Origin of the sequence: Winslowiella toletana, assembly GCF_032164335.1 — a bacterium.
In the GTDB taxonomy this organism is placed as follows: Bacteria; Pseudomonadota; Gammaproteobacteria; order Enterobacterales; family Enterobacteriaceae; genus Erwinia; species Erwinia toletana_A.
The window spans coordinates 789,410-805,863 of sequence record NZ_CP134152.1 but is presented as its reverse complement, the minus strand read 5'-3'; the positions used below and the strand labels follow the sequence as shown (position 1 = coordinate 805,863).

15 protein-coding genes are annotated in these 16,454 nt (G+C 49.8%); 3 read left to right on the top strand and 12 right to left on the bottom strand.

What is annotated here, in order from left to right:
- Nucleotides 1-12 precede the first annotated feature (12 nt).
- From RIN69_RS03705 to RIN69_RS03695, 3 genes are all read right to left on the bottom strand, one after another.
- Nucleotides 13-2,502 carry a fimbria/pilus outer membrane usher protein gene (locus RIN69_RS03705; protein WP_313855652.1) on the bottom strand — a complete coding sequence of 830 codons (2,490 nt, stop codon included), beginning with the start codon at nucleotides 2,500-2,502 and terminating at the stop codon, nucleotides 13-15.
- Between the two features lie 93 nt (nucleotides 2,503-2,595).
- Entirely contained in the window at nucleotides 2,596-3,147 is a 552-nt protein-coding gene (locus RIN69_RS03700; protein ID WP_313855651.1) for a fimbrial protein, read from the bottom strand.
- A gap of 77 nt (nucleotides 3,148-3,224) precedes the next feature.
- On the bottom strand, nucleotides 3,225-3,746 hold the full coding sequence (locus RIN69_RS03695) for a fimbrial protein (RefSeq protein WP_313855650.1): 522 nt from the start codon (nucleotides 3,744-3,746) through the stop codon (nucleotides 3,225-3,227).
- Between the two features lie 620 nt (nucleotides 3,747-4,366).
- Here RIN69_RS03695 and RIN69_RS03690 point away from each other — a divergent pair.
- Nucleotides 4,367-5,260, top strand: a complete 894-nt coding sequence (locus RIN69_RS03690) for an FKBP-type peptidyl-prolyl cis-trans isomerase N-terminal domain-containing protein (protein WP_313855649.1) — start codon at nucleotides 4,367-4,369, stop codon at nucleotides 5,258-5,260.
- A gap of 66 nt (nucleotides 5,261-5,326) precedes the next feature.
- Here RIN69_RS03690 and folA read toward each other — a convergent pair whose 3' ends face one another.
- The 7 genes from folA to RIN69_RS03655 form a co-directional block, all read right to left on the bottom strand.
- Nucleotides 5,327-5,806 carry a type 3 dihydrofolate reductase gene (gene folA, locus RIN69_RS03685; RefSeq protein ID WP_313857585.1) on the bottom strand — a complete coding sequence of 160 codons (480 nt, stop codon included), beginning with the start codon at nucleotides 5,804-5,806 and terminating at the stop codon, nucleotides 5,327-5,329.
- 288 nt (nucleotides 5,807-6,094) lie between these two features.
- Complete coding sequence (locus RIN69_RS03680) at nucleotides 6,095-6,817, bottom strand: putative quinol monooxygenase (protein ID WP_313855647.1); 723 nt, start codon at nucleotides 6,815-6,817, stop codon at nucleotides 6,095-6,097.
- A gap of 46 nt (nucleotides 6,818-6,863) precedes the next feature.
- Nucleotides 6,864-7,463, bottom strand: coding sequence for an NAD(P)H-dependent oxidoreductase (locus RIN69_RS03675; protein WP_313855646.1), 600 nt, complete (start codon nucleotides 7,461-7,463; stop codon nucleotides 6,864-6,866).
- A gap of 53 nt (nucleotides 7,464-7,516) precedes the next feature.
- Nucleotides 7,517-7,894, bottom strand: coding sequence for a DUF1330 domain-containing protein (locus tag RIN69_RS03670; protein WP_313855645.1), 378 nt, complete (start codon nucleotides 7,892-7,894; stop codon nucleotides 7,517-7,519).
- A 153-nt stretch (nucleotides 7,895-8,047) separates the two neighbouring features.
- Nucleotides 8,048-8,344, bottom strand: a complete 297-nt coding sequence (locus RIN69_RS03665) for a YciI family protein (RefSeq protein WP_313855644.1) — start codon at nucleotides 8,342-8,344, stop codon at nucleotides 8,048-8,050.
- A 14-nt stretch (nucleotides 8,345-8,358) separates the two neighbouring features.
- Nucleotides 8,359-8,934, bottom strand: a complete 576-nt coding sequence (locus tag RIN69_RS03660) for an NAD(P)H-dependent oxidoreductase (protein ID WP_313855642.1) — start codon at nucleotides 8,932-8,934, stop codon at nucleotides 8,359-8,361.
- A 274-nt stretch (nucleotides 8,935-9,208) separates the two neighbouring features.
- Nucleotides 9,209-10,156, bottom strand: a complete 948-nt coding sequence (locus tag RIN69_RS03655) for an aldo/keto reductase (protein ID WP_313855641.1) — start codon at nucleotides 10,154-10,156, stop codon at nucleotides 9,209-9,211.
- A 198-nt stretch (nucleotides 10,157-10,354) separates the two neighbouring features.
- On the opposite strand from RIN69_RS03655, the gene RIN69_RS03650 reads away from it, so the two are divergent.
- Together RIN69_RS03650 and RIN69_RS03645 are read left to right on the top strand one after the other, a co-directional pair.
- Entirely contained in the window at nucleotides 10,355-11,242 is an 888-nt protein-coding gene (locus RIN69_RS03650; RefSeq protein ID WP_313855639.1) for a LysR family transcriptional regulator, read from the top strand.
- Nucleotides 11,243-11,349: 107 nt separating this feature from the next.
- The gene (locus RIN69_RS03645) at nucleotides 11,350-11,964 is read left to right on the top strand and encodes a LysE family translocator (RefSeq protein WP_313855638.1); all 615 of its coding nucleotides are present in this window, start codon (nucleotides 11,350-11,352) and stop codon (nucleotides 11,962-11,964) included.
- Between the two features lie 65 nt (nucleotides 11,965-12,029).
- On the opposite strand, the gene carB is transcribed toward RIN69_RS03645, so the two are convergent.
- Nucleotides 12,030-15,254, bottom strand: a complete 3,225-nt coding sequence (gene carB, locus RIN69_RS03640; protein WP_313855636.1) for a carbamoyl-phosphate synthase large subunit — start codon at nucleotides 15,252-15,254, stop codon at nucleotides 12,030-12,032.
- A gap of 14 nt (nucleotides 15,255-15,268) precedes the next feature.
- Nucleotides 15,269-16,417, bottom strand: coding sequence for a glutamine-hydrolyzing carbamoyl-phosphate synthase small subunit (carA, locus tag RIN69_RS03635; RefSeq protein WP_313855635.1), 1,149 nt, complete (start codon nucleotides 16,415-16,417; stop codon nucleotides 15,269-15,271).
- Between the last annotated feature and the right edge of the window lie 37 nt (nucleotides 16,418-16,454).

Sequence of the window (16,454 nt, the reverse complement as noted above, 5' to 3'; positions counted from 1 at the left end):
ATCCAGTTTACGTTATTCACACGGTAAAAGAAGTTGCGATATGCTCTTGTAATTAGCCGGTACGCGAATCTGACATTTTTTGCTGCCACCCCATGCCACATCTAATGTTTCTTCCTGCTTTACGCCAGTTAAATAGACGCTGCCATCATCATTGACCACTGACACGCCACGACCTTGTTTATTTAATACAATCGCGCCGAATGGCGGTGCCACTCCTTCAACCGTACGTAATACGGCGAACATTTTTTCCCCTTTCACTACATCAAAATTACGATAACCGATCGCGCCCTCAGTCAGTGTTCCCTGAACGACAGCCCGCATCGCTTCAACATCATCATCCAGCTTATTAACATCAATACGGGTTGTTGTATCGTAATAACTGTTGACGTCACTCACCACTGCCACGCCGAAACGGTTACTTTTGGCCCGGCCATTATTAATTGGCACGCCACTGACTTCTCCGGTGCTCACCATAATGCGGCTGGCACCGTTGAGAGTATTGCGGTGTATCGCCGCGCCATGTTCAGTAGCGGTTATACCACTACGTAAGGTGCCACTCATCGAAGTGTAACTGTCCTGCTGATAGGCCGAGTTAATATTAAGCGTGCCGTAAGGTGACTCGTGATTATAATATCCGCGTCCAATCACTTTGCCTCGCTGATCGACCCCGGCATTCACTTGCCAGCTATTATTTGCATCGGAATAATCACCGTATGAGGCGGTTTGCGTAACATGACGATTAGCAACTTGCATGTTATATCCGGCACGACGTCGGTCCTGCAGTGGAATTGAGATATTTAACGCGCCGCCATAATCATCTGATCCATAGTATTTAGACTTATAGGCAGTTAACGATACCGAGACATTTTTGACGCTGCTGACATCAAAGAATTTACTGACCGAGAAATCCAGTCGTTCCCGGGCACCGCTGTTCCAGTACTGTTGGTGGCTGTAACTCAGATAAGTGGTAAAGGTTTTTGCCGGGTCGTTTGCCCAAAAAGTCTTATTCGCCGAGACGGTATATGCCTGCTTTTCCCGACGAGAATAGTCATCATTACTTTGATAACGCGCCGCCAGATACTGCGACATATCCATATATTTTCGTTGTGAGAAGCGGTAACCGGCGAAACTTATCTGGCTGTTATAAGTGTCAAAGCGTTTGGCATAGTTAATTTTAAACGAGGTTCCCATCTCACGCTCTCGCCCCGGTAATTTAGCCAGAGATTGCGTTGCATCCAGCGACATCGCGCCTAATGCTTTCAGATCGACCCCCACGCCTGTGGTTAACGCATTGTAATTACCGGCCAGTAATGTACCGCCATACAGTGACCATGAATTCGTCAGTCCCCAGGAAAAATCGCCCATCGCCATTCCCGAACCGTAGATGCGGTGATCGCGGTTGGAAGGCAAGCCTATCGCCGTGTTATAGCGTATCTGGCCCGGGCGAGTCAGATAAGGTAACGAAGCGGTATTCACCTGGAAGGTCGTAATTTTGCCATTTTCTTCTTCGATCCTGACATCCAGCTGGCCGCGAACCGAGCTTTTGAGATCCTGAATAACGAACGGGCCAGCCGGCACTGTTGTTTCGTACAGCACCCGCCCTTCCTGCAGAATAGTCACTTTCGCATTACTGTCTGCCACACCCCGAACTTCAGGCGCATAACCCTGCAAGTTTGGTGGCAGCATGCGCTCATCGCTGCGTAAACTCACCCCGGTGTAACGGAAACTGCTGAACACATCAGAGTCCAGATAGAGTTCACCGGCCGCCAGGCGAGCAGCCTGTTCTGGCAATGTGCGGAAGGCATAAATCTGATTCCAGGCAAACTCGCTGTTATTTTGCAGCTTATTACGGGCAGAATAAGCCTGATAATCGGCGCGCAGCCGCCAGTTGCCGGCATTTGCCCCCAGCGTACCGTAGCTGCTGAAGCTGTTGTATGAGCTGTGGGCTTCACCGTGGCCATATCTTTTACCGATTTGCCCACTGAGATTGTAATCGGCCAGTAACCCTGGGATGCCCTGGTCCCACTGTTCAGGTGGCGTCCAGTCGGGATCGGAATATTTCATCCACGCCTGCGGAATACTAATTTGTAATGTGCCATCACCAATTTTATTGGATACGGATGCGCCAGTCAGAGCCGTGAGATCGGCACACTTTTCATTATTCCAGTATGTAACTTTTTCGCTGGCTTCTTTTTTTAATGCCATTCTGTTGATTAAATCTGATGGCAGACACAGGCGCGACGGATTGTCCGAATTCGGGTCGGCGAGAAAACTGATGATTCGCTGGTTTAACGTTGCCCGATTTATTTTTATATCCAGCAGATACTCGCCAGGCAGCACATACCCATCATTGGAAAAATGGCTTAAATCGATGCTGCTACGCTCATTGACATCTAATACCGCAGTATTGAACTCGGTATTAGCCTCGGCCGGATCGCTGTCGCAGAATGGTAACGCGACACAAACCGCAAGTAGTTTTTTTTTCGTATATAAGGACGCCATCGCTAATATCCATCTATTCCTGACCAAACATCTCTGGGTAAGCCTGTGGTCTTCGCTCAGAGCATGATGCAAACTGGAAAGCTGCCTGACAGGTTAAAAATATCTCAGGGTGAATTGCGCCATACCATCAATCGTCCCGGCACGAACCTGATTACCGAAGCCTCTCAGCGAGGTATTGAAAGCCAGTAAATTGTTATTCATCATGACATCCTGCAAATTAACCGCCGTTCCAACAGGAATTAGCCGACCCGCGGAATCAAGAATTTCAATTGCCACACCTCTGGCATCGCCACTTGCTGCCAGCAAGCGTGAGTCATAATGACTTGGCGTGCCGGAAAGCAGTAAATCAAATGGCTGGCTATTAATCTGACTGAATTCCATGACAGAGCAGTGTGTCAGGCGGATATAAAATTTTTTTTGACTGTTTGCTACGCTTTGGCTGTATTCGGCTCTGTTGGTTGTTATTGCCAGTAGCCCAAAGTCAACGGTTTGCTCCGCACTGTCGTTATCAATCCCGCAGCTGGAAGCGATCAACTCTCCTCCTAACTGAACCAATCCATCTTGCCGCGTCGGTTCCTCTGCCTTGACATTTAACACGATCAAAAACATTGAAATCATAATGCTGAAACTGAAAATCTTTAGCATTGCCCTCACCCCACATGAATAATATTGAGCGATAAAATCATCACTCAATATATCTATTCGCTCACTACGGTCGGTGATCAGTTATAGGCGAGGGTAAAGTTCGCAACGCTGGTAAATGCACCGGGCACTGCCACTGACGTGGTTGAATTACCTTTCAACGCGGCCTGTAGGCGCAACGTCTGGTCACCTGCATCCAGGTCGAATTCCGGAGAGTCTTCGCCAAGATTAATCGCATCGCCGTTTCCGGTCATCAGCTGGATGCCCGCGCCTGTTGCATGTCCACCCTGTAATGCCAGCAGGTTGGTATTGGTCTGATCCGCGGTGCCGCCGAATTTCACCACTACGGAATTTTGACCCGTACAGTCTTTCAGATTTATCACAAAAGGAACCGGCGTTGCGGTTTTGCCGCCATTGACCGCAGACGCGGCGACAGCGCCCATATTCACATCAATATCGGTAGAGTCGGGCGCAATACTGCATGGCGCACTAATAATTGAGCCGTTAAAAGTGACGTTGCCGCTGCCTTCATTCGCCTGAGCCGCTCCTGTGGAAAACGCCCCCATCACCAGCAGCATTGCTGAAGTTGTTTTAAATTTCATCTTTACATTCCCCATATCATCGACATTTAAATTACCCTGCTCTGAAAACAGTCCAGTTCACAGGAACGGCGTCAGTCTATTTTTGCTGATACAGGAAGACCATTTCCATTTTAGCAATGTGTTATTAACAAGCTTAAATTGACCAGCATTAATTTTATTATTACTTTTTATGCATACTGCGATGATGAGTGAATTGACTCACGTCTTAGATTGACGGAAAACACTATTCATCAATAACTCCGTCTGCACAGGTTAAATAAACACGCCGACATTACGTTATTTAATTAAAGAGCATTCAAATGATTTATTACTGCAAGGATTTTTTTGCCGCTGAGGCGGTCAGTATAAAAAGCTCATCTTTCCTGATATTACTGACACTTTTCCTGCTGCTGTTCTGCGGAAAATCATCGGCCAGAGACTTTTCATGGGGCCCGGGAGAGACTCATCGTTCGATCAACAATTTTGATGAAAAGCGTTTCTTACCCACGCAAAAAGAGCCACTACCCAAAGCCCCGGCACCTCCGGCGTTAATCGAAAAAAAGCTTACCGGACCTGCTGATAGAGCAAGTATTCGTGAAAGAAATCGGCAGATTGCGCAACTTAAGAAAAAAATCAGTCAGGTGAGCGATCAATCTGCACGAGAAATAAAACAGTTGCAGCTTGAAGTAAGCCGACTTAATAACGCGCTGGACAGCGCTCAGGCCAGGCAGAAAAATTTACTCTTCGGGCTGTTTCCAACCGCTGTCTGGCCAGCATCGGGGCTTATCAGCAGCCATGACATTTTCTCTGCCGCGCTGTCGGTGATATCACCGCTGTCCGGCGCGATAACGGGCAGCGCATTACCGACGCGGAATTTACAGCCTGATGCGCCGAGTCGCCACAATGTGTTAACCCCGCTGGCAGACGAAATGAAAGCTGATTACGCCGCCGGGATCCTGATTGGCCGCAATATCATGCAGATGAATAAGAGAAACAGCGCGTTGAATATCAAAACCGATAATCAGACGGTTTTATCAGGCATTCAGGATTTTCTTGAGCAGCGTAGCCGGTTATCGGAAGAGGAAGTGAACGACGTGCTTTTTACTGTGGGCTCAACGTTACAGGAGGCGACCGAAGCTTTCTCCTCCCGTCATCAGTTAGCTGGAGCGGCTTTTGTCGAAAAGTTTATTAAGCGGGCGGGAACTCACCGTGCGCCTGCCGGCTTTTACTATAAAATTGAGCAGAAAAGCCGGGGAGTGGTTTCCCCATCAGACAAAATCACTATTCGGATCAGAGAAAGTTTGGTCGACGGCACGGTGGTCAGCGACAGTGGTCGCAGTGGCAGCGTCATCTCGCAGCAGCTGAACGCCTATCCGCCGCTGTTTCAGGATGCGATTTATCTGGCAGGTCAAAAGGGGGCGATCACTCTGGTGGTGCCGCCGGAACTGGCTTATGGTGAAGAAGGTAATCCACCGCTGATTCCACCCGCAGCGACCATGATTTACTATCTTGAAGTGATTGATACCACCTCATAATGTTTGACCGCGACAAGCTGAATAGCGCTGCGTAGGCAAAAGGCAAACGCAGCGATTTATTCGCCGTTAACGGCGTTCGAGAATTTCAAAGCAGTAGCTGTGCGAATTATTGGCATCTGCATCGTGGAACTCGCTAAAACTGGACTCCCACTCATCAGGCTCGTAATCCGGGAAGTGAGTATCGCCCTCAACTTCAGCGTCGATATGGGTCAGATAAAGGCGATCGGCACGGCTCAGCAGCTGTTCGTAAACACGCCCGCCGCCAATCACCATAATCTCTTCCGCCTCACCGGCAGCTTTAATCGCTTCGTCAATTGACGCCACCCAGGTCACGCCATCTGCGTTGCCAGGCTGGCTACTGACCACGATATTCTGGCGATTCGGCAACGGACGGCCGATCGATTCCCAGGTCAGGCGGCCCATAATCACCGGTTTATTCAGGGTATTACGTTTGAACCAGGCTAGATCCGCAGGCAAATTCCACGGCATCGCGTTTTCCATACCAATAACACGATCGGCTGCCAAAGCCGCGATAAGGCTAATCATCATATGAAACTCAACAGGGTTAAATTGGCGCCATCATACGTAAAGGCGAAAGTTTCGTCGATAGCGAGATGGCGGGATTTGCGTAAAGGTTGTAAAGGTTTTTTAAACCCTCTGCGCCTTTTGTCGATGCGCCGACAGAGGCCCATTCGGGAAATGAAAAATATTTTACGCTAAGATGATTTTTTGAACCTAAACGGCGAAGCCGATAGCGCACTGGACAACCCGACTTCATCCTTTAACCCGGTAAGCGGTTTTCTCTGGTAGAGCGTGCCGACGGAAACTCCGGTGCTAGCGATCACTAAACGCCAGCTTGCCTTTATTTCTGAGAAACACTGGCACAACAGGAATGGACTCTTTTCCGGTTGTCATTTCTGCCGTTTGCTCAATATATGCGCGAAAGTGTGGCGTCTCTCTGTGCAGTTGATAATCCGCTTCGCTGGCGTAAATTTCATAGAAATACCAGCGATTTTCATCTTTCGCATCGGTTGCGGCATACATAGCCAGCACGCCATCTTCAACACGCAAGGACTCAGCCATTTCCGGAAGGACGATATTTTTAAACGCCTGCTGATAGCTGGGTTTCACATCGACAATAACCAGGTTATTTATCGTCTTCTCCGTTTGAGTGATGCGCTTATCGCCAAGAAATTGCGGTACGACATCTTTTTTACGCTTCTGCTCTATGATTTCAGGCGCCTGGGCAACAAATGCCTGATAGGGTTCTGAGTCCAGATGTTTTTTATAAGCCTCCTCATTGGCGTAAATTTCGATCATGTACGCCTGATTGAGGTCATCTTTGCGTTTGAGTGAGTACATCGCCAATGTGCCACTTTCATTCCTGACCGAGGAGGAAATATTGCTTCTGGCGACTTCATCATACTGCTGATTTTTTCCCGTTTTAATGCCAAGTTCAAAAATGTTCATAACGGCTTTATCCAATGGGATGGTACTGGTGGCAAATGCTGGGCTACCCAACAGCAGGCAGAGCGTCATAGCGATGAGATATTTCACGAGGTGCCTTATTTAATTATGGATTGTAGAGTAAGTGTCCGCCTGCTTACATTTTCAGACGTTCAATAAGCTGGCGCTGATATTCCGCTAAATTACTGCCACTGGCATTCTGGAATACCAGCGGTGGCAGGTAAGTCATACCGGTATGCAGGGCGCTGGCTTTCATCGGTAAAAAGACATCAGCAAGCGTAACGCCGATTCTGCCCGCCTCTCCGTAAGTTGATGCGCCTCCAGCGGCAGTGCTGACAACAAGCATCTCTTTTCCCTGCCATGAACCCGGCCCGACGCTACCCCAGGTATCATTGAGCCAGGCCTTCATCATCGGCGTAATATTAAACCAATGCGTCGGGAACAGAAAAACGATACGTGAGTGATCGCGCATTATCCGGCGCTCTTCTTCACCATTTATTTTGCGGGTGTCAAAACCATATATCGATTCAAGATTACGCACCGTCACGCCTTCCACGCTTTCCGCGGCCTGCTGCAACCCTTTAGTTAAAACAGATCTCTCCGGATAAGGATGAGAAACGATAACCAGCGTTTTGATATTGGTCTTGTCATTGCCAATTGCTTTGCTGACTGGTATCAGAAACAAAACAATAAGCGTAATGAATTTTGCAGTCTTGCATAAGTTAATCCAGCTCATTCACTTCTCCTGTAACGGCCAGGTCAAAATAACGTTGAGAATTGTTGACGTTTTTAAGGTCTATCAGGTTCCTGCCCAGGTAAACCTTCAACGATATAAGTGCGAGAATTTCCGGCACGATGACGTAGTGGTATAATTTTCTGATACTCTGAAGAGTTGTACCAGTCCTGAGCGCGTTTCAGACTGTCAAACTCAATAATGACCAGCCGACCTTGTGCACCAAATCCTTCCTTAATATCGGGCTCACCGCCGCGAACAATAAAGCGTCCGCCGTAAGGTACAAAGGTGGCTTCGACCTGAGCACTGTAAGGTTTGATTGCATCCCGATCGGTAGGCTGAAATTCTGCAACATAGTAGGCTGGCGTGACCGCCAGCGCTGATGAAACACCAGAGAATGCCACAAGGCAAGCCAGTATCATTTTTTTTATCATATTGACTCCAATCTTTTATTTACGTCTGTGCATCTCACGATGATTAAAGATTCACAGCTTTTCACATCATCTTCAGCATTAATCTTCGACAATAAATCAGGTTTCCATTCCATCCTTATTTTCCAGTCAATCAAATCAGTTATCTGCTTCTTCTCATAATTCCTGAAGCTGATGCAGGTTCTCCGCAATCATTTTAGGGGAAAATTCACTTACCTCATAAGTGGCCAGATCGGGATAATAGGAGTCCTCACCAAGAATGGTTATCAGCTCATGATGATTGTCGATGTTGGCTATGATGACACCCGCTCTTTCCCGATCGGAATAAGGCCCGACAATGACAAATTTTCCTGCAGAGAAATAGTGTTTAAACCATTGCGCATGACGAATAAACAGGGATTCATGCTGCTCAGGTGACAACGTTTCTTTTACCGTAATATTAATAATAAACAATTAACACCTCTCTTTTACACAGCCAATTTCAGCTCCGGAGATAAAGATTTCAAAAGCGCGATCAGTCGTGAAGCATGCTCTTTAGCAATTATTTTTTGTTGTGCTATTTTATTTTCATCTCTGTCAGCATAGTTAATGCCGCAGGTAAACACCGGTTTTTGCAAATCCAGATTGCAGAGTCTGGCAGTGGTTTCAAACTGGATGAGGTAATCTTCAATGTTATGCGCAAAGAACCCTTCCGATGAATAGAGCGCCTGCGGTGCACCGGTGGTAAATGAAAGAATAAGTTTTTTACCGCCAAGGCGGGCCGTTGAACCGTGCGCGAACCCATGTACAAAAACCTCATCCAGCCATAATTTCATTATTCCAGGCAGTGAATACCAGGAGAATGGGAATTGCCAGATGATCACGTCAGCTTGCAGCAAGCTCTTCTGCTCTGCTTCTGCATTAATTTTGTGGTCCGGATAGAGCCAGTCGAGGCGGCGAACTTCAGCCTCAGGCAGTGCCGTGGCTAACTCATGTAAAATTGTCGCGTTAGCAATGGACTCGCTCAGATTAGGATGACCGGAAACAATCAGAATATTGTTCATTTTCAATAAATTAAAAGTTAGTTAGTCAACAGGCCTTCAGTATATGTCGATCGCGTTCTGTTTATTAGGGTATCAATAGCTCAATCACTTTTAGCCAAAAGCTAATAATTAACCTGATTTACCCCAGCGGTTATCATCAGGGCGCTAAACCGTGTCACTTCTCGCGGCCGACCCCGCTGACTTCACCACTGCACTTGTTTTCACTGACTTATTCGCCCTGCGCCAGGCCGCCACGTAAAAGGTGTTAGCTGGCGGCATTCTCGATAACTTTACGCTATGCCATAGGTTGTTCCCACGCTCCCCGCGTATCCACCCCAGCATCTCTTGCCAGGCGTTCCAGCGTTGCCATATCTTCAGCGCCGAGCTGAATTTCCGTTGCCCCGGCTGCGTCCAGAACATGGTGTACTTTTGTCGCACCAATGATTGGCAGCGTGCCTTTCGCAATTGCCCATGCGATGGCAATCTGCGCAACACTGGCGTTTTTGGCCTCTCCCATCACTTTCATCGCCTGGGTTAATTGTTCAAGCTGCGGTAAAACCTTGTTATAGGTTTCCGCACGCCCACTGCCTGCTGGCATAGGATTTTGCGAGTTGTAATGGCCACTCAACGCACCTTGCTCCAGCACCATATAAGCAAAGAAAGTGATGTTGTTTTTATGACAATAATCGAGGATCCCTGCGTCTGCCGATGATTGGTAGAGCAGGCTATAGTGATTCTGAACGGCATTCACAGTGAACCCTGCCGATTGCAGAATCTCATTTACCCGCTTTATTTGCTCCGGGCTGTGATTAGATACGCCAACCTGTTTAACCTTGCCGCTCTGCAACAGCGGAATAAGTCCCGGCGTCCACTTTTCCACATCAAACGGGTTATGGATCCAGTAGATATCAATCTCCTCAACGCCCAGGCGCTCAATACTCGCCTCAAGCATGCTACTCATCGGCATGGCCGACTGCTCGTCAGCTATTTGCGGAGTAAACTTGGTCGATAAGATGATCTCTTCTCGCGGATACTGACGAACTAATTTACCCAGCGCTGCTTCTGAGCTTCCCATCCCGTAGACGGCGGCGGTATCCCACAGGTTAAGCCCTTTATCCATGGCAGTGCGGAACACTTCTTCCATCTGCCGATCGGAAAGATGGTTTCCGAATACGGTATCTCCACCCGCAAATCCCGCTCCCCAGGACCAGGTTCCCAGCGCTATTTTTGGTAATTCTTTCATGATGTTTTCCTGAATAAGGGTCGGATAAAGCATTATCCGATCGGCCAGAATGAAGCTTGTTGTCTGCTGAATTTAATTATCAGTGAGGAGCTGGAAGGAAGTATAAGCTGGCAAATTTGATTAGATTAGGTGATTATCAACTTAAAGATATTTAGCCTGTAGTTAATAATCAGCAGGCTATTGCTTCAGGATGACGTGATGAACAATGTGATTTATAACCAGATACGCATCTTTCAAAGCATTGCTCGCGAGGGCAATATTTCCGCTGCCGCCAGAAAGCTTGAGATTACTCCCCCCTCCGTCAGTAAGGCGCTTAAATTACTTGAGCAGCATATCGGACACCCGCTTTTTGTTCGTACAACACGGCGTATTGAACTGACGGACGCCGGGCAACAGCTGCTTGAGCAGACATCAGCAGCGATAGACTCGCTTGAGGAATCGCTGGAAAGTATCCGTGATCAGAATCATGAACCCTCAGGCCTGGTCAGAATTACGCTTTCCCGCTTCGCTTATCTGCTGATACTTAAACCGGTTATGGCAGCCTTTTGCCAACAACACCCCGGCATTCGACTTGAAATTTCTGTCTACGACGGCACTGTTGATATCATTAAGGAACGTTTTGATTTGGGGATTCGCTTTGGCGATATCCTGGAGGGCGGCGTAGTGGCCCGACAGTTGATGAAACCGTTTCGTGAAGGGCTTTATGCGTCATCGGCTTATCTTGAGGAGTTCGGTATCCCGACGACGCCCGCCGCGCTCTATCAGCACAAGCTTATTGGTTATCGATTTATTACCAATAATCGTATTCTTCCACTGATCCTGGACTACAACGGGGAACAACTGACGGTTGAAATGCCCGGCCAGTTAACCAGCAACGATATTGACGTTATGGCCGATGGAATACGCAACGGCCTGGGTATTGGAAGATTATTTGAGCCGATCCACAGCTTACAGCCGGACAAAGAAAAATTTATCCCCGTGATGGAGAATTTCTGGAAAACCTACCCGCCAGTGTATCTCTATTACCCGAGAAATGCGGGCAAAACCAAAAGAGTGAAGACATTAATTGATTTTCTAATCAAATGAATGCGTTTCGCTCATGTAAATCACAAGCGGAGCGCTGACAGGATGCACCACCATTCGGCATAACACGTGCTAAACTTGCGCTTTCTATTTTGACTCAGATTACTACCATGTTAGAAACCAGCTTGTTTGTTGCGACCCTCGCAACCTTGGGAATGCTCTCTCCCGGCCCGGATTTTTTCCTGATTATTAAAAATGCCGCACGCTATACCCGTGGTACTGCACTGGTAACTTCACTTGGCGTGATTTCTGGCGTCGCCACCCATATGACCTATTGCGTCGCGGGGCTGGCGGTAGTGATTACCACCACTCCGTGGCTGTTTATGTTGCTGAAATACGCCGGTGCTGGCTATTTGATCTATATCGGTGTGCAGGCGCTACTGGCGCGCGGTAACAGTAAAATGGATCTGAGCAATGTGCAGCGCGAGCAAACTTCGCTGAAGAAAGCTTTCTTACAGGGTTATCTGTGCAATTTGCTTAACCCGAAAGCCACGCTGTTTTTCCTCTCGGTGTTTACTCAGGTACTGAGCATCGATTCAGGTTTTGGCGAAAAGATGTGGTATGCCGGCATCATTCTGAGTTTGTCGATAGTCTGGTGGCCAACGCTGGTGTTTCTGATACAGAGCGCACCGGTGCGTCGCGGCCTGACTAAAGCACAGAAACTGATTGATAAACTGCTGGGCGGCGTGTTGATTGGATTAGGGATTAAAGTGGCGCTGTCCTGAAAACCTGCTCGTTGAAAAGAATAAAAAAAATCCCCGCCGTGCGGGGATTTTTTATTACAGGCAACTTAGCCTTTAATCTGCGCGTGCATCTCCTGCACGGAAATCACTTGCTCAGTCGGGTCAGCATTCAGCGCCATCGCGGTGGCAAAGCCGCCGTTCAGCGTGGTGTCATAGTGGACTTTATACTGCAACGCGCTGCGGCGAATCAGCTTCGAATCTTCAATCGCCTGACGACCGGCGGTGGTATTAACGATATAGGCATACTCACCATTTTTCAGTCGATCCTGAATGTGTGGGCGGCCTTCATGCACCTTATTCACCAGGCGTGGATTAATACCCGCTTCACCCAGCACCACTGCGGTACCGTGGGTCGCATCCAGCTCGAAACCAAACTTCTGTAGCTTCGCCGCAAGGTCAACAATGCGTTTCTTATCGCCTTCACGCACCGACAGCAGCGCACGGCCCGATTTCTTCATATTGGACTGCGCACCCAGCATCGCTTTGGCAAAGGCTTCCGCGAAGGTGCGGCCAACGCCCATCACTTCACCGGTAGAGCGCATTTCAGGGCCAAGAATCGGGTCAACGCCCTGGAACTTGTTAAATGGCAGCACCACTTCTTTCACTGAGTAGTAAGGTGGAATCACCTCTTCAGTGACACCCTGCTCGGTCAGCGATTTTCCGGCCATCACGCGCGCCGCCACTTTCGCCAAAGGTACACCAGTGGCTTTCGACACAAATGGCACGGTACGCGCGGCACGTGGGTTGACTTCAATCAGGTAAACTTCATTATCCTTAACCGCGAACTGGACGTTCATCAGGCCACGGACGCAGAGTTCAAACGCCAGTTTTTCAACCTGCTGGCGCATCACGTTCTGAATTTCAACACTCAGCGTGTAGGCCGGCAGTGAACATGCGGAGTCACCGGAGTGCACGCCTGCCTGCTCGATATGCTCCATGATGCCGCCAATCAGCACGCGCTCGCCGTCGCAAATCGCATCAACGTCAACTTCAACCGCATCATCAAGGAAGCGATCCAGCAGCACCGGCGCATCGTTGGATACAGAAACGGCCGTCTGGAAGTAGCGTTTCAGGTCGATTTCATCGTAAACGATTTCCATCGCCCGGCCACCCAGTACATAAGAAGGGCGCACCACCAGCGGGTAACCGATCTGCACCGCTTTCTCAACCGCATGCTCCAGTGCGGTTACCGTGGCGTTAGCGGGCTGTTTCAGGCCGAGACGGTCTACCGCCTGCTGGAAACGCTCACGGTCTTCTGCACGGTCAATGGCATCCGGGCTGGTGCCAATCACCGGTACACCGGCGGCTTCCAGCGCACGCGCCAGTTTCAGTGGCGTCTGACCGCCGTACTGCACGATGACGCCTTTCGGCTTCTCGATGCGGACGATTTCCAGCACATCTTCCAGCGTTACCGGTTCAAAGTAGAGGCGGTCAGAGGTGTCATAGTCGGTAGAGACGGTTTCCGGGTTACAGTTGACCATAATGGTCTCGAAGCCGTCTTCGCGCAGTGCCAGCGAGGCGTGCACGCAGCAGTAATCGAATTCAATGCCCTGGCCGATGCGGTTTGGACCACCACCCAGCACCATGATTTTATCGCGGTCATGGTTTGGATTCGCTTCGCACTCGTCTTCATAGGTCGAGTACATATAAGCAGTATCCGTGGCAAATTCTGCCGCACAGGTATCCACGCGTTTATAGACTGGGTGCAGATTGTACTGCTCACGCAGCTTGCGGACTTCTGATTCGGACACGCCAGCAAGGTCAGACAGACGCGCATCGGCAAAGCCTTTACGTTTCAGAGCACGCAGGAAATCTTTCGTCAGGCCATTTACGCCTTCGCGTGCAACCTGCTCTTCCAGGCGCACCAGCTCTTCGATTTGTACCAGGAACCAACGGTCAATATTGGTCAGGTTAAATACGCCGTCGACCGACATACCGGCACGGAAAGCGTCGGCCACGTACCAGATCCGGTCAGCGCCCGCATCTTTCAGTTCGCGGCGAATGCGGGTCAGGGCTTCCGGATCGTCAAGGCTGACTTTCGGGTCGAAGCCGTTAGCGCCCACTTCCAGGCCGCGCAACGCTTTCTGCATCGATTCCTGTAGCGTACGACCAATCGCCATCACTTCACCGACCGACTTCATCTGGGTGGTCAGACGATCATTGGCACCGGCAAATTTCTCGAAGTTAAAGCGTGGGATTTTGGTCACAACATAATCGATTGACGGCTCGAACGAAGCCGGGGTCAGGCCACCGGTGATATCGTTCATCAGCTCATCCAGCGTGTAGCCTACCGCCAGTTTGGCCGCCACTTTGGCAATCGGGAAGCCGGTGGCTTTCGATGCCAGAGCAGAAGAGCGGGAAACACGCGGGTTCATTTCGATAATGATCAGACGGCCATTCTTCGGGTTGACCGAGAACTGCACGTTAGAACCACCGGTTTCAACGCCAATCTCACGCAGTACCGCCATCGAGGCGTTACGCATGATTTGATACTCTTTGTCGGTCAGCGTCTGCGCTGGCGCAACGGTAATCGAGTCACCGGTATGGATACCCATGGCGTCGAAGTTTTCGATTGAGCAGACGATGATGCAGTTGTCGTTTTTATCACGCACCACTTCCATCTCATACTCTTTCCAGCCAATCAGCGACTCATCAATCAGCAGCTCATTGGTTGGCGACAGGTCGAGACCGCGCTCACAAATCTCTTCGAACTCTTCACGATTATAGGCAATACCGCCGCCGGTGCCGCCCATGGTGAAAGAAGGACGAATAATGCACGGGAAGCCAACATCTTCCGCCACCGCCAGCGCTTCTTCCATATTGTGCGCAATACCGGAGCGGGCAGTTTCCAGACCGATTTTCTTCATCGCTTTATCAAAGCGCTGGCGGTCTTCCGCTTTATCAATGGCATCGGCAGTCGCACCGATCATCGTTACGCCAAACTCGGCCAACACACCCTGGCGCTCCAGTTCCAGCGCACAGTTCAGCGCCGTCTGGCCACCCATGGTTGGCAGTACCGCGTCCGGGCGCTCTTTTTCAATGATTTTACGCACCACTTCCCAGTGAATCGGCTCGATATAAGTAGCATCGGCCATTTCCGGGTCGGTCATAATGGTTGCCGGGTTAGAGTTAACCAGAATCACCCGGTAACCCTCTTCGCGCAGCGCTTTACAGGCTTGCGCACCAGAGTAGTCGAATTCACAAGCCTGGCCGATGACGATCGGGCCAGCGCCAAGAATCAGGATACTTTTTATGTCGTTACGTTTTGGCATTTTCTCGCTCCTGATTATTTTGCGGTTGAACGGTAAGCTTTAATCAGCTCGATAAAGTGATCGAACAGCGGCGCGGCATCATGGGGGCCCGGGCTGGCTTCAGGGTGCCCCTGGAAGCTGAACGCCGCTTTATCGGTGCGGTGAATACCCTGCACCGTATGATCAAACAGCGATGTATGAGTTACCCGCAAATTGGCCGGTAAATTGCTGTCATCTACGGCAAAACCGTGGTTCTGGGCAGTGATCATCACGCAGTCGTTATCCAGATCTTTCACCGGATGGTTGCCGCCGTGGTGGCCAAGTTTCATTTTGACGGTCTTCGCGCCGCTGGCCAGTGCCAGCAACTGGTGGCCAAGGCAGATGCCAAAAAGCGGGATATCGGTTTCAAGGAAAGACTGAATCGCGGAGATGGCGTAGTCACAAGGCTCCGGGTCACCCGGTCCGTTCGACAGGAAAATGCCGTCAGGATTGAGCTTCAGTACTTCATCAGCCGGCGTCTGCGCCGGAACTACCGTCAGGCGACAGCCGCGGTCAACCAGCATCCGCAGAATGTTGCGTTTGGCACCGTAGTCATAGGCCACCACGTGGAACGGCAGCTCGCTGGCGTTGCTCTGTGCCGGCAGTTCGTCCTGTAACGTCCAGCTGCCTTGCAGCCAGCTGTAAGACTCCTGGGTGGTCACTTCTTTTGCCAGGTCCATGCCCTTCAGGCCAGGGAAGGCTTTCGCTTTTTGCAGTGCCAGTTCAGCATCCGGCGCGTCACCGGCAATAATGCAGCCATTCTGTGCACCTTTCTCGCGCAGCAGACGGGTCAGCTTACGGGTATCGATATCGGCGATAGCAACAATATTGTTGCGCTTCAGGTATTCAGACAGCCCTTCTTCATTGCGATAGTTGCTGGCGATAAGCGGCAGGTCGCGAATAACGAGGCCTTGTGCATGTACCTGAGAGGATTCTTCGTCAGCAGCATTGGTGCCGACATTGCCGATATGGGGATAAGTAAGGGTGACGATCTGGCGAGAATAGGAAGGATCTGTGAGGATTTCTTGATAACCGGTCATTGAAGTGTTGAAAACGACTTCACCCACTGCCGATCCTACTGCCCCAATGGCCCGACCGTGGAATTGGGTTCCGTCTTCCAGAACCAATAGCGCTGACTTAATCAAAACGTCCTCCAGGGAATAAACAGTCACAATATCTGCA

What these genes read in the sequence shown, in the direction of transcription:
- RIN69_RS03660 (WP_313855642.1), bottom strand. Translation starts at nt 8,934, where the DNA reads ATGAACAATATTCTGATTGTTTCCGGTCATCCTAATCTGAGCGAGTCC.
- RIN69_RS03650 (WP_313855639.1), top strand. Translation starts at nt 10,355, where the DNA reads ATGAACAATGTGATTTATAACCAGATACGCATCTTTCAAAGCATTGCT.
- RIN69_RS03670 (WP_313855645.1), bottom strand. Translation starts at nt 7,894, where the DNA reads ATGATAAAAAAAATGATACTGGCTTGCCTTGTGGCATTCTCTGGTGTT.
- RIN69_RS03695 (WP_313855650.1), bottom strand. Translation starts at nt 3,746, where the DNA reads ATGAAATTTAAAACAACTTCAGCAATGCTGCTGGTGATGGGGGCGTTT.
- folA (WP_313857585.1), bottom strand. Translation starts at nt 5,806, where the DNA reads ATGATTAGCCTTATCGCGGCTTTGGCAGCCGATCGTGTTATTGGTATG.
- RIN69_RS03655 (WP_313855641.1), bottom strand. Translation starts at nt 10,156, where the DNA reads ATGAAAGAATTACCAAAAATAGCGCTGGGAACCTGGTCCTGGGGAGCG.
- carB (WP_313855636.1), bottom strand. Translation starts at nt 15,254, where the DNA reads ATGCCAAAACGTAACGACATAAAAAGTATCCTGATTCTTGGCGCTGGC.
- RIN69_RS03705 (WP_313855652.1), bottom strand. Translation starts at nt 2,502, where the DNA reads ATGGCGTCCTTATATACGAAAAAAAAACTACTTGCGGTTTGTGTCGCG.
- RIN69_RS03700 (WP_313855651.1), bottom strand. Translation starts at nt 3,147, where the DNA reads ATGCTAAAGATTTTCAGTTTCAGCATTATGATTTCAATGTTTTTGATC.
- RIN69_RS03645 (WP_313855638.1), top strand. Translation starts at nt 11,350, where the DNA reads ATGTTAGAAACCAGCTTGTTTGTTGCGACCCTCGCAACCTTGGGAATG.
- RIN69_RS03675 (WP_313855646.1), bottom strand. Translation starts at nt 7,463, where the DNA reads ATGAGCTGGATTAACTTATGCAAGACTGCAAAATTCATTACGCTTATT.